The sequence below is a fragment of the Pseudomonas sp. LF020 genome, assembly GCF_053456425.1.
The window spans coordinates 47,833-66,131 of sequence record NZ_JBRFIX010000015.1 but is presented as its reverse complement, the minus strand read 5'-3'; the positions used below and the strand labels follow the sequence as shown (position 1 = coordinate 66,131).

Annotated in this window: 2 protein-coding genes (1 of these 2 running past the window's edge); both read left to right on the top strand. The window is 64.6% G+C overall.

Annotated features, from left to right (window positions below):
• Positions 1 to 459, top strand: partial view of an amino acid adenylation domain-containing protein gene (locus ACU680_RS25770; protein WP_448180893.1) — the 3' end only. 12,555 nt of this gene lie to the left of the window's left edge; the window shows 459 of its 13,014 coding nt (coding positions 12,556-13,014); the start codon falls outside the window, past its left edge; its stop codon occupies positions 457 to 459.
• Positions 456 to 18,299, top strand: a complete 17,844-nt coding sequence (locus tag ACU680_RS25765; protein ID WP_448180892.1) for a non-ribosomal peptide synthase/polyketide synthase — start codon at positions 456 to 458, stop codon at positions 18,297 to 18,299. Before ACU680_RS25770 ends, ACU680_RS25765 begins: the two co-directional genes overlap by 4 nt.

Sequence of the window (18,299 nt, the reverse complement as noted above, 5' to 3'; positions counted from 1 at the left end):
CGCGAAGACGTGCCGGGGGACAAACGTCTGGTGGCGTACTACACCGGCGCACGCCTGGAAATCGACGTGCTGCGCAGTCGTCTGCTGGAAAACCTGCCGGACTACATGGTGCCCGCCGTGTTCGTGCATCTCGATGCACTGCCGCTGAGCCCCAACGGCAAACTCGACCGCAAGGCGCTGCCGGCCCCGGATCAGGCCGCATTGCCGGTGCGCGAATACGAAGCCCCGGTGGGCGACGTCGAAATCACCCTCGCACGGCTCTGGGCCGAGTTGCTCAACGTCGAGCGGGTAGGGCGCCACGATCATTTCTTTGAACTGGGTGGTCACTCGCTGCTGGCGGTCAGTCTGATCGGCCGCTTGCGTCAGGAAGGCATGGAAGCCGATGTCAGGTCGCTGTTCGAACATCCGACCCTGGCCGGCTACGCCGCAATTACCGAACGAATGGAGATCGTCCTGTGAACGTGATCGAACTGTTGGCCACATTGAAGGCTAAAGATATCCAGCTGGCGGTCGCGGACGACCAATTGCGGGTCAACGGCAACAAGCAGGCGTTGAACGACCCGACGTTGCTGGCGCTGTTGCGCGAGCACAAACCGGCGCTGATCGAGCTGATCAAGGCCGGGCAATACTCTGCCAGCAAGCATGGCCAGGTCGAAGTGCCGGCCAACGGCATCGTTGCCGGCACCACACGCATCACCCCGGCGATGCTGACGCTGCTCGAACTCGACCAGGCGACCATCGACCACCTCGTCGCACAAGTACCCGGCGGCGCGGCCAACGTGCAGGATATCTACCCGCTGGCGCCGTTGCAGGAAGGCATCCTCTATCACCACGTCAGTGGCGGTGACGGTGATCCGTATGTCATGCAGTCGCATTTCGCCTTCGCCAGCCGCGAGCGTTTTCAAGCGTTCGCTCAAGCGCTGCAAAGCGTGATCGATCGCCATGACATTCTGCGCACCGCTGTGCATTGGGCAGGGCTGGATGCACCGGTGCAGGTGGTCTGGCGCCGGGCCGAACTGCCGGTGGAAGAGGTGACGTTGCCTGATGCAAATGGCGACGTGCTGGCGTATCTGCACGAGCGTTTCGACGCCCGGCACTTCCGCCTCGACGTTACCCAGGCGCCACTGATGCGTCTGGCCCATGCCTGGGATGAAGCCGGGCAGCGGGTGATCGCCACGCTGCTGTTCCATCACATGGCCCTCGACCACTCGGCCCTCGACGTGGTGCGCCACGAAATGCGCGCCTGCCTCACCGGGCAGCGTGAACGGCTCGGGCGCCCGGTGCCGTTTCGCAATTACGTGGCGCAGGCGCGTCTGGGCGTCAGCGAGGCCGAGCACGAGGCGTTCTTCCGCGAGATGCTCAGCGACATCGACGAGCCGACGCTGCCTTACGGCCTGCAGGACGTGCAAGGTGACGGCAGCGAAATCGTCGAACTCAGCGTGCCGGTCGCGGCGCTATTGGGCCAGCGTCTGCGGGCGCAGGCGCGGACGCTCGGCGTCAGTGTCGCCAGCCTGTTCCACCTCGGCTGGGCGCAAGTGCTGGTCGCGCTGACCGGCAAGCAGCAAGTGGTATTCGGTACGGTGCTGATGGGCCGCATGCAAGGCGCCGAAGCGATTGACCGGGCGCTGGGGATTTTCATCAACACCTTGCCGTTACGGGTGAATATCGACGGGCAGGACGTGCGCGCGGCGGTCAACGCCACCCACGCCCGGCTGACTACGCTGATGCGTCACGAACACGCACCGCTGGCCCTGGCTCAACGCTGCAGTCATGTGGTGGCGCCGACGCCGCTGTTCAGCACGCTGCTCAATTATCGCCACAGCCACAACGTCGCCACCGCCAGTGCCGAAACCCTAGCGGCGTGGGACGGTATCTCCACGTTGCACTCCGAAGAGCGCAGCAACTATCCGCTGACGATGAGTGTCGATGACCTCGGTGACGCCTTCAGCCTGACGCTGCTGGCGAGCACTCAGACCGATCCGCAGCGCATCTGCGATTACCTGCACTGCGCGCTGGAAAACCTCGTGCTCGCGCTGGAGCAGGCGCCGCAGACACCGGTCAATCAATTGCCGATTCTGCCGGCGGCTGAGCTTGAACAGGTGCTGCTCGGCTTCAATGCCACCCAAGTGGATTTTCCGACGGCACAGACCATCCAGCAGCGTTTCGAGGCGCAGGTGGCCGAACGGCCGGACGCGCTGGCGGCAGTGTTTGCCGACGCGCAACTGACCTACGCCGAACTCAACCGTCAGGCCAACGCCCTGGCGCAGCATCTGATCGGTTTGGGCGTGAAACCCGACGACCGTGTCGCCATCGTTGCCCGCCGTGGGCTGGACACCCTGGTCGGGCTGGTGGCGATCCTCAAGGCGGGCGCCGGTTACGTGCCGATTGACCCGGCGCACCCGGCCGAGCGTTTGAACTACCTGCTCGACGACAGCGCGCCCGTCGCCGTACTGACCCAAAGTCATCTGCGCGAGCGACTGCCGGCGCTAAACGTCCCGGTACTCGACCTCGATCACTGCAACTGGCCACTGACTGCCACACAAAACCCGCAGGTACCGGGCCTGAGCACCGCGCACCTGGCCTACGTGATCTACACCTCCGGCTCCACCGGCCTGCCCAAGGGTGTGATGGTCGAGCATCACACTTTGAGCAATCTGGTGGACTGGCACTGCAACGCGTTCGACCTCTGCGCCGGTCGCCACACCTCAAGCCTCGCCGGTTTCGGCTTCGATGCCATGGCCTGGGAAGTCTGGCCGGCGTTGTGTGCGGGCGCGACCCTGCATCTGGCGCCGACTCACGAGGGCGGCGAAGACATCGATGCCTTGCTCGCGTGGTGGTGCGCACAGCCGCTGGACGTGAGCTTCCTGCCGACGCCGGTGGCCGAATACGCCTTCAGTCAGAACCTCGAACACCCGACCCTGCGCACGCTGCTGATCGGCGGCGACCGCTTGCGTCAGTTCAACCGCAACCAGCATTTCGACGTGATCAACAACTACGGCCCGACCGAGGCCACAGTGGTCGCGACTTCAGGTCTGGTGCAAAGCGGCGATGCGCTGCACATCGGTAAGCCGGTGAGCAACGCCACGGTGTACCTGCTCGACGAACAACAGCGCCCGGTGCCGATCGGCGTGGCTGGCGAGCTGTACGTCGGCGGCGCTGGGGTCGCTCGTGGTTACCTGAACCGCCCGGACATGACTGCCGAGCGCTTTCTGCGTGACCCATTCAGCCCCTTGCCGAATGCGCGGATGTACCGCACCGGCGACCTTGCACGCTGGCGTGAAGACGGCAACATCGAGTACTTGGGGCGCAACGACGATCAGGTGAAAATCCGCGGCGTGCGCATCGAACTGGGCGAGATCGAAACCTGCCTCAACCAGTTGCCGGGGATTCAGGAGGCGGTGCTGCTGGCCCGCGAAGATCAACCCGGCCAGCCGCGACTGGTGGCCTACTTCACCGAACAGCCGCAGGTCGAAGCGCTGCCGGTGGGCGAGTTGCGCGCGCAATTGCTCAGCCGTTTGCCCGAATACATGGTGCCGACGGCGTTCGTCAAACTCGCCGCGCTGCCGCTGACCGCCAACGGCAAAGTCGACCGCAAGGCCTTGCCGGTGCCGGATCTGGCGGCGCTGTTCACCCGCGAGTACGCAGCGCCCGAAGGCGAAGTGGAAACCGCGCTGGCGCAGATCTGGGCCGACGTGCTGCAAGTCGAGCGGGTCGGGCGCCAGGATCACTTTTTCGAACTCGGCGGGCATTCGTTGCTGGCGATGCGCATGGTCTCGCAGGTGCGCCAGCGCCTGGGCGTCGAGCTGGCGCTGGGCGATCTGTTTGCCAACGCCGAACTGGCGGCGGTCGCGGCAGTGCTCAACGAGGCCGGGCGCAGTGAGCAACCGCAGATCGTGCCGGTCACCCGTGACGGTGCGTTGCCGCTGTCGTTCGCCCAGCAACGCCTGTGGTTCCTCGCGCAAATGGAAGGCGCCAACACCGCCTACAACATTCCCGTGGCCCTGCGTTTGCGTGGCCGTCTCGATGACGCGGCGCTGCAACGCGCGCTGGCGCGGATCGTCGCCCGGCACGAAACCCTGCGCAGCCGCTTCGCGCAATTCAACGACGAAGCGCAAGTGCTGATTGCCCCGGTGGACACCGGTCTGCTGCTGCGGATTGAAGACCTGCGCCAGCACCCGCAACCCGAGGACACCCTGCAAGCGCTGATTCAGGGCGAAGCCTCCGGACCGTTCGACTTGCAGGACGATCCGTTGATTCGCGGGCGACTGGTACGCCTGGCCGACGATCACCATGTGCTGTTGCTGACCCTGCACCACATCATCTCCGACGGCTGGTCGATGGGTGTTTTGACCCGCGAACTGATGGCGCTGTATCAGGCGTTCAGCCACGGTCAGCCGGATCCGTTGCCGCCGCTGGTGCTGCAATACACCGACTACGCGGTGTGGCAGCGGCGCTGGCTCAGCGGCGAAGTGCTGCAGCGCCAGAGCGAATATTGGCAACAGACCCTCGCCGGTGCCCCGGCGCTGCTGATGCTGCCGACCGATCGGCCGCGCCCAGCGCAGCAGGACTATGCCGGCAGCAGCGTTGCCGTAGTGCTCGACGAACGCTTGAGCGCCGGGCTCAAAGCCTTGGGCCAGCGCCACGGCGTGACCCTGTACATGACGCTGATGAGTGCCTGGGCAATGCTGCTCAGCCGCTTGTCCGGGCAGGCGGAAGTGGTGATCGGTTCGCCGGTGGCCAACCGCACCCGCGCCGAGATCGAAGGCCTGATCGGCATGTTCGTCAACACCCTGGCTCTGCGCATCGACACCTCGGGCGAGCTGAGCGTCGAAGCGCTGCTGGCGCGGGTCAAGGCGCAAACCCTGCAAGCGCAGGCGCATCAGGATCTGCCGTTCGAGCAGGTGGTGGAAATCACCCGGCCGGTGCGCAGCCTGGCGCACAGCCCGTTGTTCCAGACCTTGCTCAGTTGGGATGGCCTCGAAAGCCCTGCGCTGGCCCTCGGCGAACTGACGCTGGAAGGCGTGGCCGAGCCGAGCCACTTCGCCAAGTTCGACCTGTCGTTGAGCCTGAGTGAGTCCGGCGGCGTCATTCGCGGATCACTGGAATACGCCACAGCATTGTTCGACCAGAGCACGGTCGAGCGTTTCGTCGGTTACTTCCAGCGCCTGTTGCAGGCGATGGTCGCCAACGATCAGGCAGTGCTGGAACAGGCGCCGCTGCTGGCGGAGGAAGAACAGCAGCGCTTGCTGGTCGAGTTCAATGCCACGGAGGTCGATTACAACCTCGATCAAACCATTCATGGCCTTTTTGAAGCGCAAGTGGCGCGCTCGCCGCAGGCGCCCGCGGTGGTCGCGGGTGAGAAGTCACTGAGCTACACCGAACTCAACGCCCGAGCCAATCAACTGGCGCGGCATCTGCGTGGGTTGGGCGTAGGCCCGGATGCGCGGGTGGCGATCTGCGTCGAACGCGGTCTGGACATGGTGGTCGGGCTGCTGGCGATCCTCAAGGCCGGCGGCGGTTATGTGCCGCTGGATCCTGCCTATCCGCTGGAGCGTCTGGCGTACATGCTGGAGGACAGCGCGCCGCTGGCGGTGCTGGTGCAGGGAACCACGCGCTCGTTGCTCGGTGACGTTGGCGTGCCGGTGATCGATCTGGATCAGCCGCACGGGCAAGCGCTACCGACTGACAATCTATCGCTCGCTGAGTTGACTCCGCAGCACACCGCCTACGTGATCTACACCTCCGGCTCCACCGGCCAACCGAAAGGCGTGATCAACGAACATGCCGGGGTGGTCAACCGCCTGCTGTGGATGCAGGACGCCTATCAACTCACCTCCAGCGACACGGTGTTGCAGAAGACCCCGTTCAGCTTCGACGTCTCGGTCTGGGAGTTTTTCTGGCCGTTGATGACTGGCGCCCGATTGGTCATGGCCCGGCCCGAGGGACACAAGGATCCGCTGTATCTCAGCGACATCATCGAACGCGAACGCATCACCACGCTGCACTTTGTCCCGTCGATGCTCGATGTTTTCCTTGCTCACGCCGACACCGCACGTTGCAGCAGTCTGCGGCAAGTCATGTGCAGCGGCGAAGCGTTGCCGGGCAGCGTGGTGCGGCGCTTCAAACAGCAACTGGCAAGCAGCGAACTGCATAACCTCTACGGCCCGACCGAAGCCGCAGTGGACGTGACCGCGTGGAACTGCGCCGGGCCGCTGGAAAGCACTCCGGACAACACGCCGATCGGCAAACCGATCGCCAACACCCGCATGTACATCCTCGATGCCCAGCAACAACCGGTGCCGCACGGCGTGGTCGGCGAGTTGTACATCGGAGGCGTACAAGTGGCGCGGGGTTATCTGAATCGCCCGGAACTGAATGCCGAACGCTTCCTCACCGATCCGTTTCAGAGCCATGGGCGGATGTACCGCACCGGCGACGTCGCACGTTATCTGGCGGACGGCAATATCGAATACCTCGGCCGCAACGACGATCAGGTGAAGATCCGTGGTTTGCGCATTGAACTCGGCGAGATTCAGGCGCGCCTCACGCAGATCGACGGCATTCAAGAAGCCGCCGTATTGGCCCGCGAAGACGTGCCGGGCGACAAGCGTTTGGTCGCGTACTACACCGGCGCAGCGCTGGAAATCGAAACACTGCGCGGCTATCTGCTGGAAAACCTGCCGGACTACATGGTGCCCGCCGTGTTCGTGCATCTGGATGCATTGCCGCTGAGCCCCAACGGCAAACTCGACCGCAAGGCGCTGCCGGCACCGGATCTGACGGCGCTGACCGCCCGTGAATACGAAGCCCCGGTCGGTGAAGTGGAGATCGCGCTCGCGCAGCTTTGGGCTGAACTGCTCAAGGTTAAGCGGGTAGGGCGGCACGATCATTTCTTCGAACTCGGTGGTCACTCGCTGCTGGCGGTGAATCTGGTGGCTCGGATGCGCCGTGCCGGCCTGAACGCCGACATTCGCGTGCTGTTCAACCAGCCGACCCTCGCCGCGCTGGCCGCTGCCGTGGGCGGTGAACCGGAGGCCGAAGTCGCGGCCAACCTGATCACTGCGGACTGCACGCGCATCACCCCCGAGCTGCTGCCACTGGTGGCGCTCGACCAGCCGAGCATTGATCGCATCGTCGCGAGCATCCCCGGCGGCGTGGCCAACGTGCAGGATATTTACCCGCTGGCGCCGTTGCAGACGGGGATCCTGTTCCATCACCTGTCCGCCGCCCAAGGCGATCCGTATGTGTTGCAGGCGCAGTTTGCATTCGCCGATGAACAACGCCTGAACACCTTCACCCAAGCCTTGCAGAACGTAATCCAGCGCCACGACATCCTGCGCACTTCGCTGTTCTGGGACGGCCTGCAAGACCCGGTGCAAGTGGTCTGGCGTGAGGCGCCGCTGGCGTGCGAAGCGCTGGAACTGAATGGCGCGGACGGCGATGTACTGGAGCAATTGCGCCGGCGTTTCGACGCTGCGCAGTACCGCATGGCCGTCAATCAGGCGCCGCTGATGCGCGTGGTGCACGCCTGGGACGCAGACAATCAGCGCGTGGTGGCGTTGCTGCTGTTCCATCACCTGGTGATGGACCACGTGGCGCTGGAGGTGCTGCAACACGAAATGCAGGCGTTCCTCAGCGGCCAGCCGCAGCGTCTGGCCGAGCCGGTGCCATATCGCAATTACGTGGCGCATACCCTGTCGGCGATGAGCGATCAGCATCACGAAGATTTCTTCCGCGAGATGCTGGGTGACATCAGCGAACCGAGCGCGCCGTACGGCCTGCACAGCATTGCCGAGGGCCACGCCGCAGAAGCACGCCGGGTACTCGACCTCGATCTGAGTCGGCGTGTCAGGGCCAAGGCCCGACGGCTGGGGATCAGCGCCGCGAGCCTGATGCATCTGGCCTGGGCACAGGTGCTGGGAAAACTCTCCGGGCGTGAGGAAGTGGTGTTCGGCACCGTGTTGCTGGGGCGGTTGCAGGCGGGCGAGGGCGCCGAGCGCGCGCTGGGGGTGTTCATCAACACCTTGCCGCTGCGCGTCGATCTCGGGCAACGCTCGGCGCAGGAAGCCGCGCTCGCCACCCACCAACAGTTGAACGCGCTGCTGCAACATGAGCATGCGCAATTGGCGCTGGCCCAGCGTTGCAGTGGTATGCCCGCCGGTACGCCGCTGTTCAGCACGCTGTTCAACTATCGTCACAGCGCCGCTGCCGGCACGCCTTCCGCGGAGGCGGCGAACGCGTGGCAAGGCATGCATTTGCTCCATACCCAGGAGCACACCAACTACCAGTTGAGCGTGAGTGTCGATGACCTCGGCGAAGGTTTCGGCTTCACTGCACTGGCCGCTCCCGGCATTGATCCCGCACGTATCTGCGAGTACCTGCAACGGGCGGTGAGCAACCTGCTGCAGGCACTGGAACAGACCCCGCAACTGAGCGTTGACCAGGTGTCGATCCTGGCGCCAGACGAACGTCGGCAATTGCTGGTCGAGTTCAACGCCACCGAGCGGGAATACCCGCATGCGCTGACCGTGCACGCATTGTTCGAAAGGCAAGTGGCGGCAGATCCGCACGCCATCGCTGTGGTGCATGGCGGGCAAACCTCGAGTTATGGCGATTTGAATGATCGGGCCAACCGCTTGGCCCACTACCTGATCGCTCAAGGCGTACAGCCGGGCGACCATGTGGCGATCCTGCTGCCGCGCTCGCTGGAGCTGTTGCTCGCGCAACTGGCGATTGCCAAGTGCGCGGCGGCCTATGTGCCGCTGGACATCAACGCGCCGAGCGAGCGTCAGGCATTCATGCTCGAGGACAGCCGCGCCGTGGCGTTGCTGACCCTCAGCAGCGAAGCCATTGATTACGTCGCGCCGCGCATCGACCTCGACCAGCTCAAGCTCAGCGGTCAGCCGACGCACAATCCGAACCTGGCGCAAAGCCCGGAAGCGCTGGCGTACATCATGTACACCTCCGGTTCCACCGGTACGCCGAAGGGTGTGATGGTGCCGCACCGTGGCATCGCTCGTCTGGTGCTGAACAACGGTTACGCCGATTTCAACCCGCAGGATCGCGTGGCGTTTGCGTCCAACCCGGCGTTCGACGCTAGCACCATGGACATCTGGGGGCCGTTGCTCAACGGCGGGCGCGTGGTGGTGATCGATCACCAGACCCTGCTGGATCCGCACGCGCTCGCTGGTGAATTGCACGCTAGCGGGGCGACAATCCTGTTTGTCACCACGGCGCTGTTCAACCAGTACGTGCAACTGATTGCGCAGGCGCTGAAAGGCTTGCGCATGGTTCTGTGCGGCGGTGAACGCGGCGATCCGGCAAGCTTCCGCCGCTTGCGGGCCGAGGCGCCGCAGCTGCGCATCGTGCATTGCTACGGCCCGACCGAAGCCACCACTTACGCCACCACGTTTGAAGTGCACGAGGTGGCGGAAAACGCCGAAAGCGTGCCGATTGGCGGGCCGATCTCCAACACCCAGGTGTATGTGCTTGACGCTCACCAACAACCGGTGCCGATGGGCGTGACCGGCGAGTTGTACATCGGCGGGCAGGGCGTGGCGCTGGGCTATCTGAACCGCCCGGAGCTGACCGCCGAGAAGTTCCTGCGCGATCCGTTCAGCGACCAACCGGGCGCGTTGCTCTACCGGACTGGCGACCTCGTGCGCTGGCTGGCACCGGGGCAGCTCGACTGCATCGGACGCAATGACGATCAGGTGAAAATCCGTGGTTTCCGCATCGAACTCGGCGAGATCGAAAATCGCCTGCTGGGCTACCCGGGGATCAACGAAGCGGTGGTGCTCGCCCGGCGCGAAGGTCAGGAACCGTTGCGGCTGGTGGCCTACTACACCGCGCACGACGGCGCACTGGAACTCGCCGACCTGCGTGAGCATGTGCAGGCGCAGTTGCCGGAATACATGGTGCCGAGTGCCTGGGTGCAGCTCGATGCCTTGCCGTTGACCAACAACGGCAAGGTTGATCGAAAAGCCTTGCCCGAACCGGATGCTGCGGCGTTGTTCACTCGCGAATACGTTGCGCCACAGGGTGAACTGGAAACCGCGCTGGCGCAGATCTGGGCCGAGACCCTGCAAATCGAGCAGATCGGCCGCCATGACCACTTCTTCGAACTCGGCGGTCATTCGTTGCTGGCAATGCGCATGCTGTCGCAAGTGCGCCAGCGTCTCGGCGTCGAACTGCCCCTGAGCGAGTTGTTTGCCGATCCGCACCTCAGCGCGGTGGCCGCGGTGCTGAACCGCGCCGGGCGCAGCACGCTGCCAGAGATCGTCGCGGCGGCGCCGGATCAAGCGCTGCCGCTGTCCTTCGCCCAGCAACGTCTATGGTTCCTGGCGCAAATGGACGGCGGCAATTCGGCGTACAACATTCCGCTTGGCCTGCGCCTGCATGGGGGGCTCGATGTCGAAGCCTTGCAGCGCGCGCTGACGCAGATCGTTGCGCGGCACGCAACCCTGCGCAGCCGTTTCGTCAGCGTCGACGATCAGGCGCAGGTGACGATTGCACCGGTCGATAGCGGTCTGCTGTTGCAGGTGGAAGACCTGCGCCAGGATTCACAGGCCGAAGCCACGGTGCAGGCACTGCTCGCGCAGGAAGCCGCGACGGCGTTCGATCTGCAGCACGACCCACTGATTCGCGGACGCCTGCTGCGTCTGGCTGACGATCACCATGTGCTGTTGCTGACCGTGCATCACATCGTCGCCGATGGCTGGTCGATGGGTGTGCTGACCCGTGAGCTGATGGCGCTGTATCAGGCCTTCAGTCACGGTCAGCCGGATCCATTGCCGCCGTTGACGCTGCAATACGGCGACTACGCCGTGTGGCAGCGGCGCTGGCTCAGCGGGGAAGTATTGCAGCGGCAAAGCGATTACTGGCAACAGACCCTCGACGGTGCGCCGGCGTTGCTGACCCTGCCCACCGACCGTCCGCGTCCGGTACAGCAAGACTTCGCCGGCAGCAGCGTCGAAGTGCGGCTCGATGAGCGTCTGAGTGCCGGGCTCAAAGCTTTGAGTCAGCGTCACGGTGTGACCCTGTTCATGACCCTGATGAGTGCCTGGTCGCTGTTGCTGAGTCGTTTGTCCGGGCAGTCTGACGTGGTGATCGGCTCGCCGGTGGCCAACCGCACCCGGGCCGAGATCGAAGGCCTGATCGGTATGTTCGTCAACACCCTGGCCCTGCGCATCGACACCTCGGGCGGACCGAGCGTGGCCACGCTGTTGGCGCGGGTCAAGGCGCGCACGCTGGAAGCGCAGGCACATCAGGATCTGCCGTTCGAGCAAGTGGTGGAAATCGCCCGGCCGGCGCGCAGTCTGGCGCACAGCCCGTTGTTCCAGAGCACGCTGAGCTGGGACAGCAACGTGGGGCCGAACCTGGCGCTGGGCGATCTGCGCCTCGAAGGCGTGGCCGCGCCGGGCCGGGTGGCCAAATTCGACCTGACCCTGACTCTGGGTGAGGTCAACGGGGTGATTCGTGGTTCGCTGGAATACGCCACGGCGTTGTTCGATCAAGCGACCGTCGAGCGTTATGTCGGTTATCTGCAGCGCTTGCTGGCGGCGATGGTCAACGATGAGCAGACGACGTTGGAGCGGGTGCCGTTACTCGCCGAGTCTGAGCGTCAGCGCTTGCTCTACGAGTTCAACGCCACGGCGCGCGAGTACCCGCAAACGCTAACCGTGCACGGTGTTTTCCAGCAGCAGGCAGCGGCGCATCCCAAAGCGGTGGCGGCGGTGCATGGCGAGCATTCGCTGAGCTACTTTGAACTGAACGCCCAGGCCAACCGCCTGGCGCATCACTTGATCAGCCAAGGCGTACAGCCGGGCGATCATGTGGCGATCCTGCTGCCACGCTCGCTGGAGCTGCTGGTGGCGCAACTGGCGATTGCCAAGTGCGCGGCGGCCTATGTGCCGCTGGACATCAACGCGCCGAGCGAGCGGCAGGCGTTCATGGTCGAAGACTGTCACGCGGCGGCGTTGCTGACCCTCAGCAGTGAAGTCATCGACTACGCTGCGCCACGCATCGACCTCGACCGCTTGACCCTCAGCGGCCAACCGACGCACAACCCGAACCTGGCGCAGTCCTCGGAGTCGCTGGCGTACATCATGTACACCTCCGGCTCCACCGGCGCCCCGAAAGGCGTGATGGTGCCGCACCGCGCCATCGGCCGTCTGGTGCTGAACAACGGTTATGCCGATTTCAACCCGCAGGATCGCGTGGTGTTCGCCTCCAATCCGGCGTTCGACGCCAGCACCATGGACATCTGGGGGCCGCTGCTCAACGGCGGGCGCGTGCTGGTGATCGATCACCAGACCTTGCTTGATCCAAACGCGTTCGGCCATGAGTTGAGCGCAACCGGGGCAACGGTGCTGTTCGTCACCACTGCGCTGTTCAATCAGTATGTGCAGCTGATTCCGCAGGCGCTGAAAGGCTTGCGCATTCTGTTGTGTGGCGGTGAGCGTGGCGACCCGGCGGCGTTCCGTCGACTGCTGGCCGAGGCGCCCGCGCTGCGCATCGTGCATTGCTACGGCCCGACCGAAACAACCACCTACGCCACGACGTTTGAAGTGCGTGAAGTGGCGGAAAACGCCGAAAGCGTGCCGATTGGCGCGCCGATCTCCAACACCCAAGTGTATGTACTTGACGCGCATCAGCAACCGGTGCCGATGGGCGTGACCGGCGAGTTGTACATCGGCGGGCAGGGCGTGGCGCTGGGTTACCTGAACCGCGCCGATCTGACCGCCGAGAAGTTCCTGCGCGATCCGTTCAGCGATCAGTCGGGCGCGCTGCTGTATCGCACTGGCGACCTCGCACGCTGGCTGGCACCGGGGCAGCTCGACTGCATCGGACGCAATGACGATCAGGTGAAGATTCGCGGTTTCCGTATCGAACTGGGCGAAATCGAAACCCGCCTGCTCAACTGCCAGGGGATCAAGGAAGCGGTGGTGCTGGCGCGCCGCGATGGTCAGGACATCACGCGTCTGGTGGCGTACTACACCGCGCACGCCGGGCGCCTGGACAGCGCCGATCTGCACGCGCAATTGCTGGCGCGACTGCCGGAATACATGGTGCCGAGCGCGTGGGTGCAACTGGATGTGCTGCCGTTGAACAACAACGGCAAGGTCGACCGCAAGGCGCTGCCGGCGCCGACGCAGGCAGCGCTGCTCAGTCGGGTGTATGTCGCGCCGATTTCGGCGCTGGAGGACCATCTGGCGCGGATCTGGGCCGGTTTGCTGCAGCTCGAACAGGTCGGTCGTCACGACAACTTCTTCGAACTGGGCGGGCACTCGTTGCTGGCGATGCGCATGCTGTCGCAGGTGCGCCAGCAGTTGGGCGTCGAGCTGACACTCGCCGAGCTGTTCGCCAACCCCGAGCTGGCCGCTGTTGCCGAGGTGCTGAGCCGGGCGGGGCGCAGCACCTTGCCGGAGATTTTGCCGGCACCGCGTGATCAGCTATTGCCGCTGTCCTTCGCCCAGCAACGCCTGTGGTTCCTGGCGCAGATGGACGGCGGCCACAGCGCCTACAACATCCCGGTCGGTCTGCGCCTGCGCGGTCGGCTGGATGAAGACGCGCTGCAACGGGCACTGGCACGCATCGTTGAGCGTCACGAAACCCTGCGCAGCCGCTTCAGCCAGATCGACGATCAGCCGCAGGTGCTGATTTTGCCGGCCGAGAGCAGTTTGCTGCTGGCGGTAGAAGACCTGCGTCAGCACCCGCAGGCTGACAATGCCTTGCGCGGTCTGATCGAAGAGCAAGCCTGCGCCTCGTTCAATCTGCAGCACGATGCGCTGCTGCGCGGACGTCTGGTGCGTCTGGCTGATGATCATCATGTGCTGTTGCTGACGCTGCACCACATCATCGCTGATGGCTGGTCGATGGGCGTGCTGACCCGCGAGCTGGCGGCGCTGTATCAGGCGTTCAGCCGTGGCGAAGACGATCCGTTGCCGCCGCTGGCGCTGCAATACACCGATTACGCAGTGTGGCAACGGCGCTGGCTCAGCGGCGAGGTGCTGCAGCGCCAGAGCGATTACTGGCAACAGACCCTGGCCGGCGCGCCGGCCTTGCTGACCCTGCCCACCGACCGTCCGCGACCGCCACAGCAGGACTACTCCGGCAGCCGCGTCGACCTGCTGCTCGATGAACAGTTGAGCGCCGGTTTGAAAACCTTGTGTCAGCGTCGTGCGGTGACGCCATACATGGTGATCATGAGCGCCTGGGCGATGTTGCTCAGCCGTTTGTCCGGGCAGGACGATGTGGTGATCGGCTCGCCGGTGGCCAACCGCACCCGCGCCGAAATCGAAGGCCTGATCGGCATGTTCGTCAACACCCTGGCGCTGCGCATCGATACGTCGGGCGAGCCGAGCGGCGAGGCGCTGCTGGCACGGGTCAAGGCGCAAACCCTGGACGCACAGGCGCATCAGGATCTGCCGTTCGAGCAAGTGGTGGACATCAGCAAACCAGTCCGTAGCCTGTCGCACAGCGCGTTGTTCCAGACCATGCTCAGTTGGGACAACAACGACGATCCGAGCCTGACCCTCGGCGACCTGACCCTGGAAGGTGTGGCCGGCGACAGCCATTTTGTGAAATTCGATCTGTCGCTGAGCCTCGGCGATTCACACGACGGCATTCGCGGTTCGTTGCGCTACGCCACGGCGTTGTTCGATGAGTCGACGGTGCAGCGGTTTGTCGGCTACTTCCAGCGACTGCTGACGGCGCTGGTCAACGACGATCAGGCCGTGCTGGCGCAAGTGCCTTTGTTGGCACCGCAGGAGCAGCAGCGCTTGCTGGTCGACTTCAATGCCAGCGCCGTTGATTGTCCGCTTGAGCAGCCGTTGCACACGCTGTTTGAAGCGCAGGTGCGGCGCAAACCGGACGCCATCGCGCTGCAATCGGAGCAGGGAAACCTGACCTATCGCGAGCTCAATCAGCGCGCCAATCGTCTGGCTCAGCACCTGCGTGCGCAAGGTGTGCAGCCGGATGCGCGGGTGGCGATCTGCGTCGAGCGCGGGCTGGATCTGATCGTTGGTCTGCTCGGCATTCTCAAGGCCGGTGGTGCCTATGTGCCGCTGGATCCGAGCTACCCGGCGGAACGCCTGGCGTACATGCTCAAGGACAGCGCGCCGACCGCGGTGCTGGTGCAAACAGCGACTCGCGGGTTGTTCGATGACGCGGCCGTGACGGTGATCGACCTTGACCGCAGTACCTGGCAGCACCTGCCGGATCACGATTCGCCAGTGCCGGGCCTCAGTGCTTCGAATCTTGCGTACATGATCTACACCTCGGGTTCTACCGGGTTGCCGAAGGGCGTGATGATCGAGCATCGCAGCGCCTGCAACATGGTGCATTGGGGTTCGCAGCTCAGTCCGCCGACCGAGCACGGTGCGCTGCTGCAAAAAGCGCCGTTCAGCTTCGACAGCTCGGTGTGGGAGATCTTCTGGCCGCTGTGCTCCGGGATGCGCCTGGTATTGGCGCGACCGGACGGCAACCGCGATTCGGCGTATGTGGTGCAGAGCATTCGCGAGCATCAGGTGACGGTGGTCAAGTTCGTCCCGGCGCTGTTGCAGCAGTTCATCGAGCAGGACGACGTCGAACAGTGCACCAGCCTGACCGATGTGCTCAACGGTGGTGGCGAACTCAGTGCGGCGCTGGCGCGCCAAGTGCGTGATCGCTTGCCGTGGGTGCGGTTGCACAACGTTTATGGCCCGACCGAAACCACGGTGGACAGCACAGGCTGGACGCTGGAGCCGGATATGCCGGTGCCGGACAACGTAGTGCCGATCGGCACAGCACTGAGCAATACACGGCTGTACGTGCTCGATGCTTACGGTCAACCGGTGCCACAAGGCGTCAGCGGTGAATTGCACATCGGCGGCGTCGGCGTGGCGCGTGGTTATCACGGTTTGCCGGAAATGCAGGCCGAGCGCTTCATCGACAGCCCGTTTGTGGCGGGGGATCGCCTGTACCGCACAGGAGATCTGGCGCGTTACAACAACCATGGCGAGCTGGAATTCCTCGGCCGCAACGACTTCCAGATCAAGCTGCGTGGCTTGCGTCTTGAACCGGGGGAAATCGAGGCACGGCTGATTGAGCATTCGGCGGTTCGCCAAGCGGTGGTGATGGTGCGCGATGAGCGTCTGGTGGCCTGGTACACCGTGCGCTCGGGTGTAGAAGCACCAAGTTTGGAGGCTTTGCGCGCGCATGTGCTGGAACGGTTGCCCGAGTACATGGTGCCCGGTGCGTTCGTACTGCTCGACGCCTTGCCACTGACGCCAAACGACAAGATCGACCGCAAAGCCCTGCCGGAGCCGGGGGCAGATGCGGTGATCAACCGACCGTACGTGGCGCCACAGGGTGAAGTCGAAACCGCGCTGGCGCAGATCTGGGGTGAAGTCCTCGGTGTCGAACAGGTCGGTCGTCACGACAACTTCTTCGAACTGGGCGGGCATTCGTTGCTGGCGGTGAAGCTGGTCAATCTGCTGCAACGGGCCGGCCTGCCGCTGTCGCTGGCCGAACTGTTCCAGCATCCGAGCATCGAGTCTGCCGCCGCGCTGCTCAGTCAGGGCGAGGCGCTCAGTCAGCCTGACGGGCTGGTCGTGGTGCGTGCCGGGACGCACGGTACGCCGCTGTTCCTGCTGCATGAGTTCAGCGGCCGCGACGTGTACTTCCCGACCCTGGCCCAGCACATCGGTGGCGAGTTCCCGATTTACGGCCTGCCCGGTGTGCCGCTGGAGCAAGCGCAGTTGCGCACGCTTGAGTGCATGGCGCAGCGCATGGTCGGGATCATCCGCGCGGTACAGCCTCACGGCCCGTATCGTCTGGCAGGCTGGTCGTTCGGCGGGGTGCTGGCGCATGAGGTCGCCCAGCAATTGCTCGGCCTTGATGAGCCGGTGGAATTCATCGGCATGCTCGACAGCTACGCACCGAATCCGTTGGCTCAGGACAAGGCCATGTGGAGCGGCGAGGGCCTCGACAAGCGTCAGTTGCTCGGCCATTGCCGTGGGCGTTCGCTGATGCTTGGTGCTGACAGCGAGGCGGCGCTGGCAGCGGTGCAAGTACTGGAAGCGCAAGTCGAACAACTGGATTTCCCCGAGCTGTTCGAGCGCTGTCAGGCGCAGCAACTGACCGATCCGGAACTGGCCACGGTCAGTGCGGCGGACGCTTGGCATTACTTTGATCGCGAAGCGGCGCATCGTCTGGCGCTGGCGCATTACCGGGTCAGCCCGGCCAGCCAGCCGATCCACTTGTTCCGCGCACAGGAGTTGATGGACGGCCAGTCATTGCCGAGCCCGACGCGCGGCTGGGAAGAGCGTTTCGACGTTGGCTTGCTGCGTTGCATCGACATCCCCGGCGATCACCGGACGATGATGAAGCACCCGCACATCCAGGCACTCGGTCAGGCGATTACCCAGGCGCTGGAAACCCTGGTGACGCCGAAGCCGACACCGTATCAACCGCTGCTGACGATTCAGACCGGGCAGCCGGGGCATGCGCCGATTTTCTGTGTGCCGGGGGCGGGTGACAGTGTCACCGGGTTCATTCATCTGACCGAGGCGATCGGCCCGGAATGGCCGATCATCGGCCTGCAACCTCGCGGGCTGGATGGCGTCAGCGTGCCGCACAGCGCGGTCGAAGCCGCTGCGGCGTTCTACCTGCAAGCCATTGAGCAGATTCACCCACAGGGGCCGCTGCACCTGATCGGGCATTCGTTCGGCGGCTGGGTCGCGCATGCCATGGCGGCGCAGTTGCAGGCGGCCGGGCGCGAGGTGGCTTCGCTGACGTTGATCGACAGCGAGGCGCCGGGCGGTGACGGCACGGCGGGCAAGCCATACACCGCCACTGCCGCGCTGCAACGGCTGATCGACACCCTGCAATTGTCCTGTGGCAAGTCGCTGGGCATCGATCCTGCGACCTTCGCCAACGCCGACGACACCACGCAATTGCGCCTGCTGCACGACGGCATGGTGCGCGCCGGGGTGTTGTCGGAGCGGGCGGCGCCGAATGCGATGCACGGCCCGGCCCGCACGTTCGCCAGCGCCTTGCGCACGGTCTATCAACCGCGTCTGGCCTACAGCGGGCCGGTGCGGCTGGTGCTGGTCGATGACCCGACGCTGGACGAGTGGGGCAATCAGCGCGAACAGGCGGCGGTGCTTGCAGGCTGGCAGCGGCAGGTCAGCGATCTGGCGGTGTGGTACGGGCCGGGCAACCACTTCACGATTCTCAAGGCGCCCAACGTCTTCAGTTTCGCCGCGTGGTGGCATGACGGTCTGGCGCTGGCGGTCGGCGAAGTGCTGTCCTGA